The following is a 17,507-nucleotide window of genomic DNA, read 5'->3' on the forward strand; positions in this document are numbered from 1 at the left end:
TTTTACTTGAACGACGGCTTGCGGGCCGCGATGCCGTCGGCCGCCGGCGTCGCGGCTCGGCGGCGCGCCGAGTGCGCACGCTTGAGCGGAAACTGCAGCAGCTTCGATGCCGGTCGCGCGGCGGCATCGCGCTCGGCACGGTAGCGCCGCCTCACGAGATAGACGGGGCGTTGCTTGGACTCGTGATAGATCCGGCCGAGGTATTCGCCGATCACGCCGATGCCGATCAGCTGGACGCCGCCGACGAACAGCACGACGGAAATCAGCGACGGGTAGCCGTGCACCGGATTGCCGTACAGCAGCGTGCGCACCACGATGAAGGCGCCATACAGGAGCGACAGCATTGCGAACGTGACGCCGACGTAGGTCCACACGCGTAGCGGCACCGTGCTGAAGCTCGTGATGCCCTCGAGCGCGAAATTCCAGCGCCGCCATCCGGAGAATTTCGAGCGGCCGCCGCTGCGCGGCGCACGCGTGTATTCGACGATCTCGGTGCGAAAGCCGACCCACGCGAACAGGCCCTTCATGAAGCGCCGCCGTTCCGGCAACGCACGCAGCGCGTCGACGACCTCGCGATCCATCAGCCGGAAATCGCCGACGTTCTCCGGCATCCCGACTTCGGAGAGCCGGTTGTGCACGCGGTAGTAGAGCGCGGCTGCCACGCGCTGCATCAGCGGATCGCACCTGCGGTCGGTGCGTTTCGCGGCGACGACCTCGGCGCCCGCGTGCCAGCGTTCGAGCATCGCGGGGATCAGCGCGGGCGGATCCTGTAGGTCGGCGTCGATCAGGATCACGGCCGCGCCGGCGGCTTCGTCGAGGCCGGCAGTGAGCGCCGCCTCCTTGCCGAAGCGGCGTGTGAGATCCACGACGTGCACGCGCGCGTCGCCGGCGGCGACCGAAAGCAGCCGGTCCAGCGTGCGATCGCGGCTGCCGTCGTTGATGCAGACGATCTCGAAGCGCACCGAGGCGAGCGACTCGAGAACGGGCAGCGTTTCGGCAAAGAATGCGTCGATCGTTTCTTCCTCGTCGTGAAAAGGCACGACGAGCGATATCAGCGGCTTCCTGGCATGCGTCGACACGTTGCGGCCCCCCGGAGAGATTCGGCTTGCGTTGCACCGTAGGTTTCCGTTGTCGTCCGCCGGTCGGCCGTTACCGATTGTCGGCGAAGGCGGTCCCGGCCAGCTTTTCCAGCAGGGACTGGACGACGTATGGTTTAGATATTGTAGGAAGTATTCGGGAGTCGACGCATGAATTTAGCTTGAATCGTGCAGGGCGGGCCAGTTTGATCGGTTGACGACCTTCATGGGCCCGCCCGCGTCAAGGAACCTCTCGTCACTCGACCGTCACCGATTTCGCCAGATTCCTCGGTTTGTCGATGTCCGCGCCCCGCAGGCACGCCGCGTGATACGCGAGCAACTGCAACGGCACGACGTGCAGGATCGGCGACAACAACCCGTAGTAATCCGGCATTCGCAGCACCGACACGCCTTCGCCGTTGTCGATCCGCGTATCGGCATCCGCGAATACGTAAAGCTGGCCGCCGCGGGCCCGCACTTCCTGCATGTTCGACTTGAGCTTTTCGAGCAGCGCGTCGTTCGGGGCGATCGTGGCGACGGGCATCGTATGCGTGACGAGCGCGAGCGGCCCGTGCTTCAGCTCGCCGGCCGGATACGCTTCCGCGTGGATATACGAGATTTCCTTCAGCTTCAGCGCGCCTTCGAGCGCGATCGGGTAGTGCAGCCCGCGCCCGAGAAACAGCGCGTTTTCATGCTGCGAGAATTCCGCCGCCCAGCGCGCGATCTGCGGCTCCAGCCCCAGCACGTCCTCGAGCGCGCCAGGCAGGCGCCGCAACTGCATCGTATAGCGCGCGAGCTGCGCGTCGTCGACGTAGCCGCGCAGCCGCCCGAGCGTGACGGCGAGTATGAACAGCGCGACGAGCTGCGTCGTGAACGCCTTGGTCGATGCGACGCCGATTTCCGGGCCGGCCCGCGTCAGGAAGCGCAGGCCGGTTTGGCGCATCATCGCGCTGGTCGGCACGTTGCAGATCGCCAGCGTGTCGACGTGGCCGAGCGCCTGCGCATACTTGAGCGCGGCGAGCGTGTCGGCGGTCTCGCCGGATTGCGACACGCTGACCACCAGCGTATTCGGCATCGCGAGCGCGTCGCTGTAACGGTATTCGCTCGCGATCTCGACCTGCGCGGGGATGCGCGCGATCGTCTCGAGCCAGCGGCGTGCGGTCAGGCCGGAATAATGGCTCGTGCCGCACGCGAGGATCAGCACGTTGTCGATCTGCTCGAACGCGCGCGCGGCGTCCGGACCGAATACCGCGGGATCGAACAGCCCGGCATCGGGAATGGTCGCGGCCACGGCCTGCGGCTGCTCGAAGATTTCCTTCTGCATGAAGTGCCGGTATGGCCCGAGCTCGACCACGCCCTGCGCGGACGAAACGGTTTGTATCGCCCGTTCGATCGGCGCGCCGGTGCGATCGAGCACCCGCACGCCGCCGGCGGTCAGTTCGACGATGTCGCCTTCCTCGAGAAAGATGAAGCGGTCGGTGATGCCGGCGAGCGCGAGCGCATCGGACGCGAGAAAGCATTCGCCGTCCTTCACGCCGACGACGAGCGGCGAGCCGGCGCGCGCGCCGATCAGCCGCTGCGGCTCGTGCTTGCTGAACACCGCGATCGCATAGGCGCCGTGCAGCTGCGAGGTCGCATCGCGTACGGCGGCGAGGAGGTCGCCGCGATACTTGCTGTGGATCAGATGCGCGACCACTTCGGTGTCGGTCTGACCGTCGAACTCGTAATGTTCGTCGGAAAGTTGCTTGCGCAACGTTTCGTGGTTCTCGATGATGCCGTTGTGAACCAACGCGATTTCGTCGCGCGAGAAGATCGGATGCGCGTTGCAGGTGGCAGGCGCGCCGTGGGTTGCCCAACGCGTGTGCGCGATGCCGGTGTTGCCGGTCAGGCCGGCGCTGCGCACATGGGCGTCGAGATCGGCGACGCGCGACATGCTGCGCTCGCGGCGCGCCTGACCGTCGACGACCGTCGCCACCCCGCATGAATCGTAGCCGCGATATTCAAGGCGGCGCAAACCTTCGATCAGAATCGGGACGATATCCCGTTGCGCGACCGCGCCGACGATGCCACACATGACACGTCTCCTTCCCTGTAGATGTCCCCGGACCGTGCGCACGCGCGGATCAGCGCGACACGGTCTCCGTTGTCGCCGCCGTCGTGAAGCCGCATTGAGCGGGCGCGACGGGGTCGGCCATCCGGCTTTCGAATGCCAGGTAAAGCGCCTCCTCCAGTACGTTCCAGTGTGCGCCGTGCCGGTACGGGCCCGATCGCGCATGCCAGCACGCGACCGTGTTCATGTCGTGCATCTTGAATGCGACCAGCGCGATCAAGCCCCACGGATAATCGGAGCCGGCGAGTTGAAGCCAGGTCTTTCCGTACTTCTGCATCCACTGCGCATAGATCGTTTCGTTCGATTGCGCGGGAACCTGAATACCGGACAGGAGGGGAAAGATCTGCGCGATTTTCGCCGGATAGAACGTCGTGTCGCTGATGCGCTGCGTGCTCGCGCGAAAGCCGGTCTGCATGCCGCGCCAGAACACCTTCAGGATCGCGGACGCGAGCCGGTCGGCGCGCTGGCTCCACGGGCCGGCGTGCGTGTAGTCGGCATGCCGGACGTAATACGCCGCGAGCGCCTGGAATGCGCTGTGTACCTCGACGTTGTCCATCAGCAGCGCGACGTGCAGCGTCGACGAGATCTGATAAACGCCCGTGGGCTTGCCGAGCAGCGTGTCCAGATGCGCACCCGCGCGATCGAGGCTGAGTTCCCATGCGGCAGGCAGGCCGTCGGGCGGCGCGAAGCGGGCGAGCAGTTCGATCCAGGTCGCCATCATCGCGTCGTCGGCGTCGGCTTCGGCGCAGGCGCTGTACTGGCCGCTCTTCATGCAGTAACGGTCGAAACCGCCGTCCGGACGCTGGCGCGGCAACAGCCACGCGATCCATGCGAGCGCGGCCTGATGGGCGTCGAGCCCGGCATCGGCGGCGCCGAGCAGCGCCTTCGCCGCGAAATAAGGATCGATGCCGGCGCCGTTCAGGCGCACGGTGATCGCGCCGTCGGGGCGTTGGTAGAGCCCGTTGAGCTGGAGTTCGGCGGCGCTCGCATGCAGCGCGACGCCGCATGCGGCGACACAGCAGGCGACGCACCACAGGCGGCATAGCCGGGCGGCGGCCGCCACGCGTGCGCGTGCGGCCGGGAAAAGCGCGGGCCGGTTCATGATCGGGGGGCTCCTGCGCGGTGGTCCTGCGCAAATCCCGCCGGGCGCGGCGTTGGCCGCGTCGCGCGCCGGCGGGTGTGTCGATGTCGCGGCTCAGTGCACCTTGGCGCTGGTGAACGTGAGACTGGTGCCGCCGTTCGCGGTTACGAGCCAGTACGTCGCATCGGTGATGACGACGTTGCCGTTGCCTTGCGTGATCGATGGCAGTGCGAAGCCCTTCTTCGGCAGCAGCCACGTCATGTTCGCGAGGCTGGTCGGGTGGCTGGCGGCGAATGTCCAGCCGCTGCCCGTGTCCGTGGCCGACCATGTGACGTTCAGGCGTGCACGGTCGAAGATCGTGATGTCGCTCATCGTGTACCACTTGAACTGACCCGCGAGTTTCAGCATGTTGGCTTGCGTGAAGATCGCGGACAGCGTCGACGTGTAGGACGACGCGCCGAGCGGGTGCGCATAGATCAGCCGGCTCGTGCGGTTCGCGACGACGAAGTTCATCAGGGATGCGTACCAGTTGTTCACGTCGCTCGTCGGCACCGCGTACTGCTGGAACTCTTCGAATGTCGCGTACTTGCCGAACGGCATCACCGGGTATGCCCACAGGCCCGGGTTCAGCAGTGCGCCGTTGCGGTATGCGCGGGTCGGCGCCGAGCCGGTGTGGCCGGTGAAGTAGTAGCCGTTGAAGCCGTTGCTTTCGAGCCAGTTGACCGACCAGGTCGGCGTGTTGCCTTCCGGCGCCGCGTACTCGACATCGGGCAAGCCCGTCGCGGCCTGAACGGCCTGGCGGTTCATCACCAGGTACTGCGTGAACGTGCTCGCGTTCGTCTCGCTCGCATTCGCCCCCCAGTAGTCGTGAATCCAGCCGCCGTGGCTGCCGACGTGCTGGCCTTTGGTTAGGAAATACTTGACGAGATTCTGCGCGGTGGGGTTGTTGGCAAGATTGATGCCGTTGCCGTCGCCGAATGTCGCTTCATCGGGGCCGGCCGTGATGACGAGCGAGAACGGCCCGTTGTTCCAGACGCCGAGGCTCTTCAGGTAAAGCGCCGGCTGGATCTGGTCGCCTGCGCAGAAGTGCCAGTTGAACACGAGCCCGGCGATCGCCTTCGGCAGCGGCGACAACGACGGCAGGTTCAGCATCTGCGTACCGAAATAATGCAGATAGCCGTGAATCAGCATGCCGTCGGTCTGGCCGTCGAGATAGGCGAGCGGCAGGTTGACGAACAGCACGCCGCCGTTGCCGTAGGTGTTGTAGCCGGACACCAGCCCGAAGGTCGGCGAGGTCAGGATCGTCGTGCCGGTGTACGTGCCTTGCGTGACGAAGCTCGGATAGGTGAGGAAGCCGTAGACGTAGCCGGAGATGCCTTCGAGCGTATCGGTGCTGGTGGCCAGCGTCGACGCGAGCGTGTTGGCTTTCTTGCCGGTCGACGTGCTCAGGAGCGAGTTGGCGGTATATGTCGTGGTTTTCTTCAGCTTGCCGGTCACGGTGCCGGTCAGCTTCGGAAGCGTTTGGCTCAGCACGCCGCTGCCCGTGGACGGTGTCGTGTACTGGAACCATGCCCCGTGGTTGTAATTGGCGAGGCCGCCCGGATTCGACGGGCTGGCGGCCAGAAACAGGGCGCTGCCCGACGTCGACGTCGAATTCGTCGAGGTGCCGGCGGTGCTCGTCGACGCGAGCGCAGTCGCGGTCGTGGTGGCCGACGAAGTCGTGGTCCACGCCATCGACTTGCCGGGAGGCACCTGGAGCGTGCGCAGCCAGCTGCTCATGCCGGTCACGTTGCCGAGGCCGATCATGTTGCCGCCATATTGGTCATACAGCACATAGTCCACACCGACCATGCTGCTGAAGCGCGATTTCGGGCTGACGTAGAAACCGGCCGAATTCAGCACACCGAAATCGTAGACGAGCATCACCTTGCCACCGTTCAGCGCATAGTTCTGGATCGCCGTCACGAGCGTATCGTCGGCCGTCGTATGCACCTGGTCGGGCAGGATCAGGCCCGGATACTGCGACAGCGATGCGCCGGCCGCCATGAACTGGCTGTCGGTCATCACCTTGATCTGCAGCCCTTCCTCCTGCGCACTGTCGAGCCATGCGGACACGCGCGAATCGGGCAGCGTCAGCGCGTCTGGCACCAACAGGAGAAGCTGGTTGGAGGCCGCCTGAACGCCGCCCGGACTGAATGCGAACGCGAGCGCGAACAGCGCGAACAGGATCCGCAAGAACTTGCCTGACTTTGCCAACATGGTGTGCTCCTCGCTCAAGGAATGGGGGCGTGCGGCAGCCGCGATGCGCGTGCCGCCAGGTCGACCAATCCAGCCCCGTAGGTGTGTGCGGCTGTCCGGTTCGTCGGGTATCGAGCGGTGCGTGTCGACGGCGGCCGAATTGCGCAAATGCGCCGGTCCGACGCGCTGCGTTCGCCGATGAGAGGACTCGATGCGACGGTTTGAAAGAAGCGAACAACGTGCCATTGGCGCGAGAAGCCCGGTTCTGCGGGCTTCCTGCGATGCGGGTCGGGCGGCGCGTTCGAAAACACGACGGATTCGTTTCATCGCTGATACGGCGCGTTTGGACGCGCTATCAGCAGACGGAATCGCGATCGCGCGTCAGTGCGCCGGGCCAGCTTGCGCAGTAGGTATAGAGCGTGACCAGCAAGCCGATCAGCAGTGGCCCGCCGAGCAGGAAATAGCAGAACGGCAAGAACAGCAGCGAGCCGTGATGGATGATCGTCGCATGCAGCAGCATCACGAACGGCAGCGCGAACACGAAGTAGCCGAGCACCAGCAGCGACGCGCCGGCTTTCTGCGGCAGCGAGAAATCGAGCGGGTAGTACAGCGCGGCCATCACCAGCGGGATCAGCGCGATCGCCGCGCCATGCAGCACGAACATGTCGCGCAGATGCAGTCGCGGGACATACGGGAACGTGCCGGGCGCGAGCCAGAAGTACGCGCAAATCAGCAGTTGGGTGAAGCTCGCGATACGTAACAGATATGCAACGGGCAGCCAGCGCGTCCGCCGGATGAAAGATGCGGCGAAGCCGATCGCACAGAGCGCGGCGGTGGCGGCCAGCAGCATGCCGCCCGGCATGCGGGCCGCGACGTCGATCGACAGCAGCGGCACGCGCGGTGCGTCGCTCGGATAGCCGATCACGATCACGTGCAGCGCAGGATCGATCTGCTGCGCGCCCCACGCCATGACCGCCCGCCAGTAGCGCCAGGCCAGCGGCAATCCGAACCACAGCGACGCGTACAGCGCGGGCGTCAGCAGCGCAATCGACGCAAGCCAGCGTTGCGGGTGCGCGTGGGTGCGCAGTGAACGATCGACGGGAGGACGGACGGGATGCGTGTGCATGGCGCCCGCCCGGTTACCAGCGATAGAAGACGCTGAGCTCGCCGCCGATTCGTGAGTAGTACGGGTTGTGGTAATAGTCGAATTCGAGTTGCGTGCCCCACTTGCGTGTGAACCAGTAGCGCCATTTCGCGGTGATCTCGTGGCTGCGGAAATCCGCGATCTGCGCGCCGGCCCCGGTGACCTGGTACGCTTCGCGGCCGACTCCGCCGCGCAGCACGATCACGCTCTTGCCGACCTCGCCGTAGGTGACGGCGCCGTAATAGGCGGGCGCCTTCACCGATCCGGGTGAATCGACCGTATAGTTGGCGCCCGCCTCGAAAATCCACTTCGGCAATGCATACCAGATCACGCCCGCGTGATAGAGCTGATCGCGGTGGCCGCTGCGGTTCCATGCGTAGCCGGCGCCGAGCGACACGATCAGCGAACGATCGGACAATAGCTTGCGGTTGAGTGACACGTCGACGCGCGCACTCGGCAGGATCGTGCCCGACGTGGTGCCGGAAAAGCCGATCCCGCCGAACCAGTCGGGGCCGAGGTCTTGCACGTAGGTCAGCGCGCCGAGTTGCGTGTTCTCGCCGAAACGATGCAATTGCGCCAGTTCGCCGAGCACGGTGCGCCCGCCATCCTGATAGACGCCGCGCAGATGCACGCCGTACCAGTCGCCGTAGCCGTGCGTCAGGTGTGCGCTCGAATAGCCGAGCGACAATTCGGTGTGCGATTCCCGCGGCGCCTGGACATGGGTGACGACTGCATCGGGCAGCGGGGGCCGGTTCGTATCCTCGGGCGTAAACTCGGCGAGTGCCATGCCGTCCGGCAGGCCTTCGGCGTCCACGCGCACGAACATCGATTCGTCGCGCGGCCGTGGCGTGATGACGGTCGCGGGGTCCGGAGGCTGCACGGCCGGTACGGCGGCGGCATCGTCCGGCTGCTCCGCCAGCGCCGCGGGCGCGCCGAAGGCGACGCCGCACAGCATCGCGAGGGTGGCAACCGGCACGCGCGGGCCGCGATGGCTGGGGCGATCGGACATGGGGCGCTCCTTAACGGGATGTGTGGAACCAGCCGCTGCGCCACGCAACGAGATCGCCATGCACGCACGCGTGATTGACGACCGAGACGTCGCGCGCACACGCACTGACCGGATGTCCGGCGACGCCGATGCGCGCACCGGTCAGTCGCAGCAGGCCGCCGGCCGACACGACGCCGTCGACGCAGCTCGCGTTGGCGAGCAACACGTCGTCGCGCGCGAATACCGCGCCGTGCAGCAAGGCGTGACGTTCGAGTTCCACGCGATGCGCCTTGACGCTGCCGCGCAGCACGCAGCCTTCGCCGAGTACGAGCGTCCCTTCGACGATCAGGTTGCCTTGCACGACCGTGTGCGCGGGCAGGCGAACGTCGCACGGCAGCAGGTAACGACCGTGCAGGAAGCGATGCGGCAGCGACGCGAAGTGGCGGGTGAGCGAGATCGCGCGGCGCGGGGCGGCCGGTGTGTCCGCGGGGCGCGCGCCGGGCGGCGCGCCGAAGACGATCGGCTCGCCATAGAGGCACGCGAAGCCGCCGGCGCCGCGCAGGCGCACCGTGTCGCCGACCACGACGCCACGGATTACCGCGTCGTCGACGTCGATCAGCGGCGCATGCGCGAGCGTGCCGATCGTCGCGCCGGCGCGGATGTCGATGTGCTCGTCGGCGAACGCGTAAGCGGCGCGCGCGCCATCGTCGAGCGTGATCGCGCGATCGGCGTAGAGCACATCGTCGCGATGCGCGTCGCGTTCGACATGGATCGCGTCCGCATGCTGGACGGCCAGCCCGAGCGCTTGCCACGGCGGCGCGGCCGATGCATCCGCCGGCGGCGTGCCGGCCACGTGCGCGCGCAGTGCGTCGTGCCAGCGCGCGGCGAGCAGCGCCTGATCGACGAACGGCCCGTCGCCGATCGGCAGCGCCGCGACGTCGCTGCGCCGGATCATTTCATGCAGCATCGGCAGGAACGGCAGGGTGAGCACGCCGGCCACCGGCACCATCACATTGAAGGTCGTCATCGCTCATCGCTCCGGTTTCAATTGCCGGCGAAAACGCTCGGTCTTGTCCCATTTCAGTTCGCGGCGGAACGCGGCGTCGAGCGCGAGCCCCCAGAGTGCGGAGACGACCGCCGCAATCGTCACGCAAAAGCCGACGACGTTGACCGGCACGAGCCGCAGGCGCGTCGCGCGGCCGTCGAGCCGAGCGGCGACGACGATCTCGAAGAACACGCCGAAGTTGCCGAAGGTGCTGAACGAGAACAGCGCGAACAGCGACAGGAGCAGGCCGAGCGCGGTCGAGTTGACGCCGTTGAACAGGTAGAGCGCGAGCGCGGCGCTCCACGCGAGCGCGAGCAGCGCCGGCATTGCGAACACGCCAAGCAGCAGTGCGCCGTCGAGCCGGCAGCGACGCGAGATCAGCGGATTGCGCAGCACCGGGACCAGATAGCGCAGCATCGTCTGATTGTGGCCCTTCGCCCAGCGCGTCAGCTGCCGCGCGCGGACGGCCCAGCGCTCCGGGACTTCCTCATAACATTCGGCGTGGTTCAGATAGACCGTGCGCCAGTCGCTCAGCAGCAGGCGGTAGGTCATGTCGGTATCTTCGGCGAGCGTGTCGTCGCACCAGCCGCCCACGGCGTCGAGCGCGCCCTTGCGGATGCCGCCGACCGTGCCGCCGTACTGCGGCACCAGGTTGAGATTGTTGCGGGCCTGCTGATTGACCTGGTAGCCGCCCGCGCGTTCGAGATCGAGCAGCCGCGCGAGCAGGTTGCTGTCGGCGTTCTGCGGCACGACGCGGCCCATCACCGCGCCGACTTCCGGATCGAAGAACGGCGCGACCAGTTCCTTCAGCAGCCCAGGGCGTGGCAGGTAGTCGGCGTCGAATACCACCATGATGTCGCCGCGGATGAAACGCAGCGCATCCTTCAGCGCGGCTGCCTTGCCCGGCTTGCCGGTCTCGCGGTGAAACGGCTGGATCAGTTCGGGCGCGAGTGCCCGGACTTCGTCGATCAATGCGCGCGTGTTGTCGGTCGAGCGGTCGTTGACCGGGATGATCGTCAGCCGGTCGCGCGGATAGGTCGTCGCCAGCAGCGCCGTCAGGCAATCGACGATGACGGTTTCCTCGTTGTGCGCGGCGACGAATACCGTGAGCCGCGGCCAGTCGCCGTGTGTCATCGTCCGGTAGGGCGCGTGTTGCGGCTTGAACAGTCGGTCCAGACTGAATACGTAATGCCGTGCGGCATACGCGCACGTCAATAGCGTGAACAGCCACAGGTACGCGACGCACGGCATCAGCAGCGCCTCGGGATCGAACGTGATGCCAGGCGTGGCGGCGGGCGGCAGCTCGAGCGACGCATCGGGATCGGGCGAGGCCTGTGCGGCGAGCGAGAGCGTCGCGCTGTCGAGCGCGATGCGCTCCATCGCGATCCCGGCGGTTGCGACGTTCGTGGCGGACACGCCGAACCGGGCCGGCTCGGCGATCGCCTGCGATGCGGTGTCGCGCACGATCAGCGAGCAGGCAAGCACGATCAGCAGCAGGATGCCTTGCTCGCAGAATGACGCCATCCGCGTTTGCTTCATGTCCTGGTCCCCGTGCCCGCAACGACGACCGATGAGAGCCGAAGACGCTCCGTGGATCGTGCGGATGTCAATGGGAAGCGGTGGCGCGTTCGTCGCATAGGGGCGGTCATCGGTTGCCCCGGACGGATGCGTCGCGTCGCTTCCCGGCTTCGTTGCTTTGTCGCCCCTTTCGTCTGCTGCCATGCCAGTGCTTCGGGACGCACCTGTCCGACATCAAGCAAGGCGTGAGCCATCTGCCGCGATGCCCCGCGCAGCAAGGGGCCGCGCACGGGGAGCGGATGCGACGGGCGTATGGTCGACGCGTTTTGATTCACTGACGAATCAGCGTGCGGGCGCCGCATTCGACCCTATGCGGTCGGTCGCACGCAGCGAGCAGATCGCGCGGCGACCGGGGTCGTCCAACCTGCCGAGGTCGCGTTGCCGGGGTGCGGCGCGGCATAACTGGCCGTCGTGTGTCGTTCGTGGTGTGCGCATCGGTCCAGAGGTCGAAACGGGCGCCGCCGTCACATGAGACAAATAGACCGGACTCCGATGTATTTGACGGGTTCGGCTCCGCGTTACACAAGCGCAACATTTCCCGCACCCGCGATTCGTGTGACGCAAGCACCGTCGGATGGCGGGGAAATCCCGCGCGCGCGACGGTGACCGACACGCGAGTGCGTGCCGCGCACTGCACAGACGAAAGTGGCGAATCGAGGCGACGCAAAGCGCATCGAAAGGGACACGCGATGGCGTCGTCATCGGCGCTCGACACGCGTGCGCGATTCATCGGACGACGTCGTCAGACGGATCGCGCGAGCGTACGGCTGTTTCTCGTTGTCGCGTCGATCCGGCGCTGCGAGCGTCCGTAGCAGTTGTGAAACATTCCGTAACTCGCCGTTTGCACGCGCCTGCCGTGGAGCGAAGCGGGCCGGGATGCAGGCCGGTTGGTTTGAATATTGCTGTAGTGGGAGGACGACGCTCGACACAGCGAGGAACGTTCATGACGTGAATGATTCAGTGCAACGGGACGCCGGTAGTACGACGATTCGCGCGGCCCGGACCGCGCCGACGAGGCAGCACGCTCGCCCCGCCACACCGCCGCGTGTCGATCGCGCGCGAGTACGGGATGCGCCGCCCGAATACATGCTTCGCGCCACGTGCAGAATCGCCGGGCACGAAGCGGCTAAAAACGAGGATAACGATGAAGAAGATCTTGCTTGTGTTCGGGACTCGGCCGGAAGCCATCAAGATGGCACCGCTGGTGCGCGCGTTGAAGGCGCACGCGGATGTCGACGCCCGGGTATGCGTGACCGCGCAGCATCGGGAAATGCTCGACCAGGTGCTGACGCTGTTCGACATCAAGCCCGACTACGATCTGAACCTGATGCGGCAAGGCCAGACGCTGACCGACGTGACGACCGGCATTCTTCAGGCGATCGGCAAGGTCTTCGACGAATTCCGGCCGGACGTCGTGCTGGTGCACGGCGATACGACGACCACGCTCGCGGTGAGCCTTGCGGCGTTCTATCGCTATCTGCCGGTCGGTCACGTGGAGGCCGGCTTGCGCAGCGGCGACATCTGGTCGCCGTGGCCGGAGGAACTGAATCGCCGCGTGACCGATGCGGTGTCGTCGTGGCATTTCGCGCCGACCGGGCAGGCACGCGACAACCTGCTGAGCGAGGGCGTGCCGGGCGGGGCGGTCTCGCTGACCGGCAATACCGTGATCGATGCGTTGCACGAGGTCAAGCGCATGCTGGATCGCACCGCCGCGCTGTCGGACAAGATCGCCGCGTACTTCCCGTTTCTCGAACCGTCGCGGCGCGTCGTGCTGATCACCGGCCACCGTCGGGAAAGTTTCGGCGAACCGTTCCGGCACTTCTGCGAAGCGCTATGCACGCTGGCGAGCCGCTATCGCGATGCGCAGTTCGTCTATCCGCTGCACCTGAACCCGAACGTGCGGGAGCCGGCGCGCGCGCGTCTCGGCGATATCCCCAATATTTACCTGATCGAGCCGCAGGAATATCTTTCGTTCGTATTCCTGATGTCGCGTGCGCATTTCATCATTACGGATTCGGGCGGCATTCAGGAAGAAGGGCCGGCGCTCGGCAAGCCGGTGCTCGTCACGCGCGAGACGACCGAGCGGCCCGAAGCCATTCAGGCCGGCACCGCGCGGCTCGTCGGTACCGATCAGGACAGGATCGTCTGGGAGGCGTCGCGGCTGTTCGACAGCGAGAGCGCGTACGAGGAAATGTCGCGTGCGAGCAATCCTTACGGCGACGGTCATGCGAGCGAGCGGATCGTTCATGCGCTGATGCGTACGCCCGGGGCGCCCGCGAAGACGACGAGTTTCTCGATGGGCGCCGCGGAGATGTCGTTCAACGCGCTCACGCTCGGGTTGCAGGCGTTGCGGTCGCCGTGAGGCGGATCGCGCGGTAGCTCGCTCCCGCGCGTTCGGCGTCGACGTCAGGCATCCGGTCCGCCCGCAAGGTCGGCCGGATGCTTGCGCATGTCCGCCCCCGATGTTCGCCGTTGTCGGTTGCGAACGACCGTGCTAAATTCCTGCCAGCACTTGCAGTCACGCAACCCTTCATTCGGCTGACACGGCCGGCACCCTGGGAGGCAGCACGATGAGCCTGTTGATGTCGCGACGCGATCTCGCGTTCCTGCTGTATGACTGGCTCGACGCCGAAGCGCTCGCCGCGCTGCCGCGCTACGCGGAGCACGGTCGCGAGACCTTCGACGCGGTGCTCGACACCAGCGAGCGGATTGCCGAAGAGCTGTTCGCGCCGCACGCGGCGCGCGGCGACCGCGAGGAGCCGCGATTCGACGGCGAACGCGTGACGCTGATCCCGGAGGTGGAACCGGCCGTGCGCGCGTTCGCGGACGCCGGGCTGATCGCCGCGGGGCACGACGAAGCGCTCGGCGGCATGCGCTTGCCGAAACTGGTCGAAGCCGCGTCGTTCCTGTTCTTCCAGGCAGCGAACATCGCGACGGCCGCGTACCCGTTCCTGACCGTCGCCAATGCGAACCTGCTCGTCGCGCACGGCAGCGCCGCGCAGATCGACACGTTCGCCCGCCCGGAGCTGGAAGGGCGATTCCTCGGCACGATGTGCCTATCCGAACCGCAAGCCGGTTCGTCGCTGTCCGACATCGCGACGCGCGCCGATTTCGAAGGCGATTCGCCGCTCGGCGCGCGCTACCGGCTGACCGGCAACAAGATGTGGATTTCCGGCGGCGAGCACGAGCTGGCGGAGAACATCGTCCACCTCGTGCTCGCGAAGATTCCCGACGAACACGGCCGGCTGCAACCTGGCACGCGCGGCATCTCGCTGTTCATCGTCCCGAAGTTCCTGACCGGCGCCGATGCCGACGCGAACGGCGAGCACAACGACGTCGTGCTCGCCGGGCTGAACCACAAGATGGGCTATCGCGGCACGACCAACTGCCTGCTGAATTTCGGCGAAGGGACGCGTTATCGGCCGCAAGGGCGTGCGGGTGCGATCGGCTACCTGGTCGGCCAGCCGAATCACGGGCTGGCGTACATGTTCCACATGATGAACGAAGCGCGCATCGGCGTCGGCGCGGGTGCGGTGGCGCTCGGCTATGCCGGCTATCTGCACGCGCTCGACTACGCGCGCAACCGTCCGCAAGGGCGCCCGCTCGGGCCCGCCGGCAAGGATGCGGCCGCGCCGCAGGCGCCGATCGTCGACCATCCGGACGTGCGGCGCATGCTGCTCGCGCAGAAGGCTTATGTCGAAGGCGGTCTCGCGCTGATCCTGTATTGCGCGAAGCAGGTCGACGAAGCGCGCGCGCACGACGATGCCGCGATACGCGCCGATGCCGCGCGCCTGCTCGACATCCTGACGCCGATCGCGAAGAGCTGGCCGTCGCAGTGGTGTCTTGCCGCGAACGATCTCGCGATCCAGGTACACGGCGGTTATGGCTACACGCGCGATTACGCGGTCGAACGGCTCTATCGCGACAATCGCCTGAATCCGATTCACGAAGGCACGCACGGCATCCAGGCGCTCGACCTGCTGGGCCGCAAGGTTGGCCAGGACGACGGCGCGTCGCTGCGCGCGCTCGATGCGCGGATCGATGCGACCGTCGAGCGTGCACGGGCGCCGGATGCCGGCATGCGCGAGCAAGCCGATGCATTGGCGCGACGTTGGGCGCGGCTGTGCGACGTGACACGCCAGTTGAGCGCGATCGGCGATCCGCGGACGCGGCTGGCGAACGCGAGCGTGTATCTCGAAGCGTTCGGTCATCTCGTCGTCGCATGGCTGTGGCTCGACGTGACGCTCGCGGCGCACGGGCACGACGGCGATTTCCACGACGGCAAGCGTGCGGCGGCCCGTTACTTTTTCCGCTGGGAACTGCCGAAGGTGGATGCGCAGCTCGACCTGCTGTCGAGCGTCGACACGACGACACTCGACATGCGCGACGCGTGGTTCTGAACGTGACTTCGACGATATTCCGGAATACCGACGATCTTGCCGATGCCGATGCCGATGGCCATCGCATACGCGTCGTGAACCGGCCGCGCGGGGTATCCCGTACACCGTATCGATGCGCGGCCATGCCGCGCAAGGAGAGAGAAGCGCATGAAAGCCCTGTTGTGTACTGCATTCGGCCCGATCGATCGCCTGCGCATCGAGGATGTCGCGATTCCCGAACCGGCTGCCGGGCAGGTCCGGGTCCAGGTGAAGGCGGCGTCGCTCAATTTCCCCGACGCGCTGATCGTCCAGGGTCTGTATCAGGTGAAACCGGCGCTGCCGTTTTCGCCGGGCGCCGAGTTTGCCGGCGTGATCGACGCGGTCGGCGAGGGCGTCACCGCGTGGCGCCCCGGCGATTCGGTGATGGCGTTTACCGGGCACGGCGGGTTCGCGCAGCAGTGCGTGGCCGATGCGCACCAGCTCGCCGCGCTGCCGCCGGGGATGACGTTCGAGCAGGGCGCGGCGCTCGTGCTTGCCTACGGCACGTCGCTGCACGCGCTGCAGCAGCGTGCGCGTCTGCAGGCGGGCGAGACGCTGCTCGTGCTGGGCGCGGCCGGCGGTGTCGGGATCGCCGCGATCGAGATCGCGAAAGCGCTCGGCGCGCGCGTGATCGCGGCAGCGTCGAGCGCGGACAAGCTCGCGCTGTGCCGTGAAGCGGGCGCCGACGAGACGATCGACTATGCGACCGAAGACCTGCGCCGCCGCGTCGACGAACTGACCGGCGGGCGCGGCGCCGACGTCGTCTACGATCCGGTGGGCGGCGCAAGCAGCGAAGCGGCGCTGCGTGCGACCGCGTGGCGCGGCCGGTTTCTCGTGGTCGGCTTCGCGGCCGGCGAGATCCCGAAGATCGCGTTGAACCTTGCGCTGCTGAAGGAGCGCGACATTCTCGGCGTGTTCTGGGGCGACGCGGTGCGGCGCGATCCGGCGCAGCATGCCGCGAACATGCGGACGCTCGCCGAATGGTTCGCGGCCGGCAAGGTTCGGCCCGCGATCACCGAGCGTGTGCCGCTGGCCGGCGCGGCCGACGCGATCGCGCGGATGGCGAACCGGCAGGTGAAGGGCAAGGTGGTGATTTTTCCGGACGCGTGATCCGGTTTCGGCGCGCGGCGGGTTCAACGCAAGCCGCGCGGTGGTGCTTCAAGAAAGCGGCACGGCGCGACCGTTGTAAAGGCGTGGCGATCCGGTAGCCCGGGCGCACGATGCCGGGCGGTGCTGAAACGAACGCCGCCGGTCCTGCGTCGATGCCTTCAGTCCTTCGGCAGACGCAGCGTATCGAGCACATGCTGCGAAAACTCGACCCAGAACCGCTCGTTCGCGATGCCGGCCTGCAGCACCAGATGCTGCAGGCGCTTCGTGCGTGAATCGTCGGCCGTCGAAAAATCGCGCGCCTCGATCTGCAGATACACGTCCAGCTTTTCCTGATGCAATGCGATGCGCCGCCGGATCTCGTCCTCGAGGCCGGCCGGCCCGAGCACGGCTTCCGCGCGCAGGCGCACCATCAACGCCTCGCGTAGCGGTGTCGGATCTTCCGGTTCGGCGATCCAGCGTCGCAATTCCTTCTTGCCGGCCGGCAAGATCCGGTACGCGCGCTTGCGGCCGCGGCCGGACTCGGCGGGCAGCGATTCGATCCAGCCCGTTTCCTCGAGACGTCCGAGTTCGCGATAGATCTGCTGGTGCGTCGCCTGCCAGAAATAGCCGATCGAGCGGTCGAAGCGGTCGGCGAGCTCGGACCCCGAACCGGGGCGTTCGGCGAGAGCGGTGAGAAGCGCGTGAGGCAGGGACATGTCGGATCGAAGGAGGCGGCGCAA

The 17,507-nt window shown here is 66.7% G+C and carries 12 protein-coding genes; 3 read left to right on the top strand and 9 right to left on the bottom strand.

Annotated features, from left to right (window positions below):
* Positions 1-2: 2 nt before the first annotated feature.
* The 8 genes from CFB46_RS10565 to CFB46_RS10600 form a co-directional block, all read right to left on the bottom strand.
* Entirely contained in the window at positions 3-1,079 is a 1,077-nt protein-coding gene (locus CFB46_RS10565; protein ID WP_089499954.1) for a glycosyltransferase family 2 protein, read from the bottom strand.
* Between the two features lie 253 nt (positions 1,080-1,332).
* Positions 1,333-3,150: a glutamine--fructose-6-phosphate transaminase (isomerizing) gene (gene glmS / locus CFB46_RS10570; RefSeq protein WP_089499955.1), complete on the bottom strand. Its 1,818-nt coding sequence runs from the start codon at positions 3,148-3,150 to the stop codon at positions 1,333-1,335.
* A 49-nt stretch (positions 3,151-3,199) separates the two neighbouring features.
* Positions 3,200-4,288 (bottom strand): hypothetical protein, encoded by a 1,089-nt coding sequence (locus tag CFB46_RS10575; protein WP_089499956.1) that lies wholly within the window; start codon positions 4,286-4,288, stop codon positions 3,200-3,202.
* 93 nt (positions 4,289-4,381) lie between these two features.
* Complete coding sequence (locus CFB46_RS10580) at positions 4,382-6,526, bottom strand: polysaccharide deacetylase family protein (RefSeq protein WP_089499957.1); 2,145 nt, start codon at positions 6,524-6,526, stop codon at positions 4,382-4,384.
* A 334-nt stretch (positions 6,527-6,860) separates the two neighbouring features.
* Positions 6,861-7,631 carry a hypothetical protein gene (locus CFB46_RS10585; protein ID WP_089499958.1) on the bottom strand — a complete coding sequence of 257 codons (771 nt, stop codon included), beginning with the start codon at positions 7,629-7,631 and terminating at the stop codon, positions 6,861-6,863.
* A gap of 13 nt (positions 7,632-7,644) precedes the next feature.
* Positions 7,645-8,658: a YaiO family outer membrane beta-barrel protein gene (locus CFB46_RS10590; RefSeq protein WP_089499959.1), complete on the bottom strand. Its 1,014-nt coding sequence runs from the start codon at positions 8,656-8,658 to the stop codon at positions 7,645-7,647.
* A gap of 10 nt (positions 8,659-8,668) precedes the next feature.
* A complete protein-coding gene (locus CFB46_RS10595) occupies positions 8,669-9,664 on the bottom strand; it encodes a polymer-forming cytoskeletal protein (RefSeq protein ID WP_089499960.1) in 996 nt (331 codons plus the stop codon).
* A gap of 3 nt (positions 9,665-9,667) precedes the next feature.
* Complete coding sequence (locus CFB46_RS10600) at positions 9,668-11,221, bottom strand: glycosyltransferase family 2 protein (protein ID WP_089499961.1); 1,554 nt, start codon at positions 11,219-11,221, stop codon at positions 9,668-9,670.
* A 1,183-nt stretch (positions 11,222-12,404) separates the two neighbouring features.
* Between CFB46_RS10600 and wecB the strand changes: the two genes are divergently transcribed.
* From wecB to CFB46_RS10620, 3 genes are all read left to right on the top strand, one after another.
* The gene (wecB, locus tag CFB46_RS10610; RefSeq protein ID WP_089499962.1) at positions 12,405-13,622 is read left to right on the top strand and encodes a non-hydrolyzing UDP-N-acetylglucosamine 2-epimerase; all 1,218 of its coding nucleotides are present in this window, start codon (positions 12,405-12,407) and stop codon (positions 13,620-13,622) included.
* A gap of 208 nt (positions 13,623-13,830) precedes the next feature.
* The gene (locus CFB46_RS10615; protein ID WP_089499963.1) at positions 13,831-15,660 is read left to right on the top strand and encodes an acyl-CoA dehydrogenase; all 1,830 of its coding nucleotides are present in this window, start codon (positions 13,831-13,833) and stop codon (positions 15,658-15,660) included.
* 147 nt (positions 15,661-15,807) lie between these two features.
* Positions 15,808-16,788 carry an NADPH:quinone oxidoreductase family protein gene (locus CFB46_RS10620; RefSeq protein WP_089499964.1) on the top strand — a complete coding sequence of 327 codons (981 nt, stop codon included), beginning with the start codon at positions 15,808-15,810 and terminating at the stop codon, positions 16,786-16,788.
* Positions 16,789-16,946: 158 nt separating this feature from the next.
* Here CFB46_RS10620 and CFB46_RS10625 read toward each other — a convergent pair whose 3' ends face one another.
* On the bottom strand, positions 16,947-17,483 hold the full coding sequence (locus tag CFB46_RS10625) for a PadR family transcriptional regulator (protein WP_179235056.1): 537 nt from the start codon (positions 17,481-17,483) through the stop codon (positions 16,947-16,949).
* Between the last annotated feature and the right edge of the window lie 24 nt (positions 17,484-17,507).

This window comes from Burkholderia sp. HI2761 (assembly GCF_002223355.1).
Classification (GTDB): Bacteria; Pseudomonadota; Gammaproteobacteria; order Burkholderiales; family Burkholderiaceae; genus Burkholderia.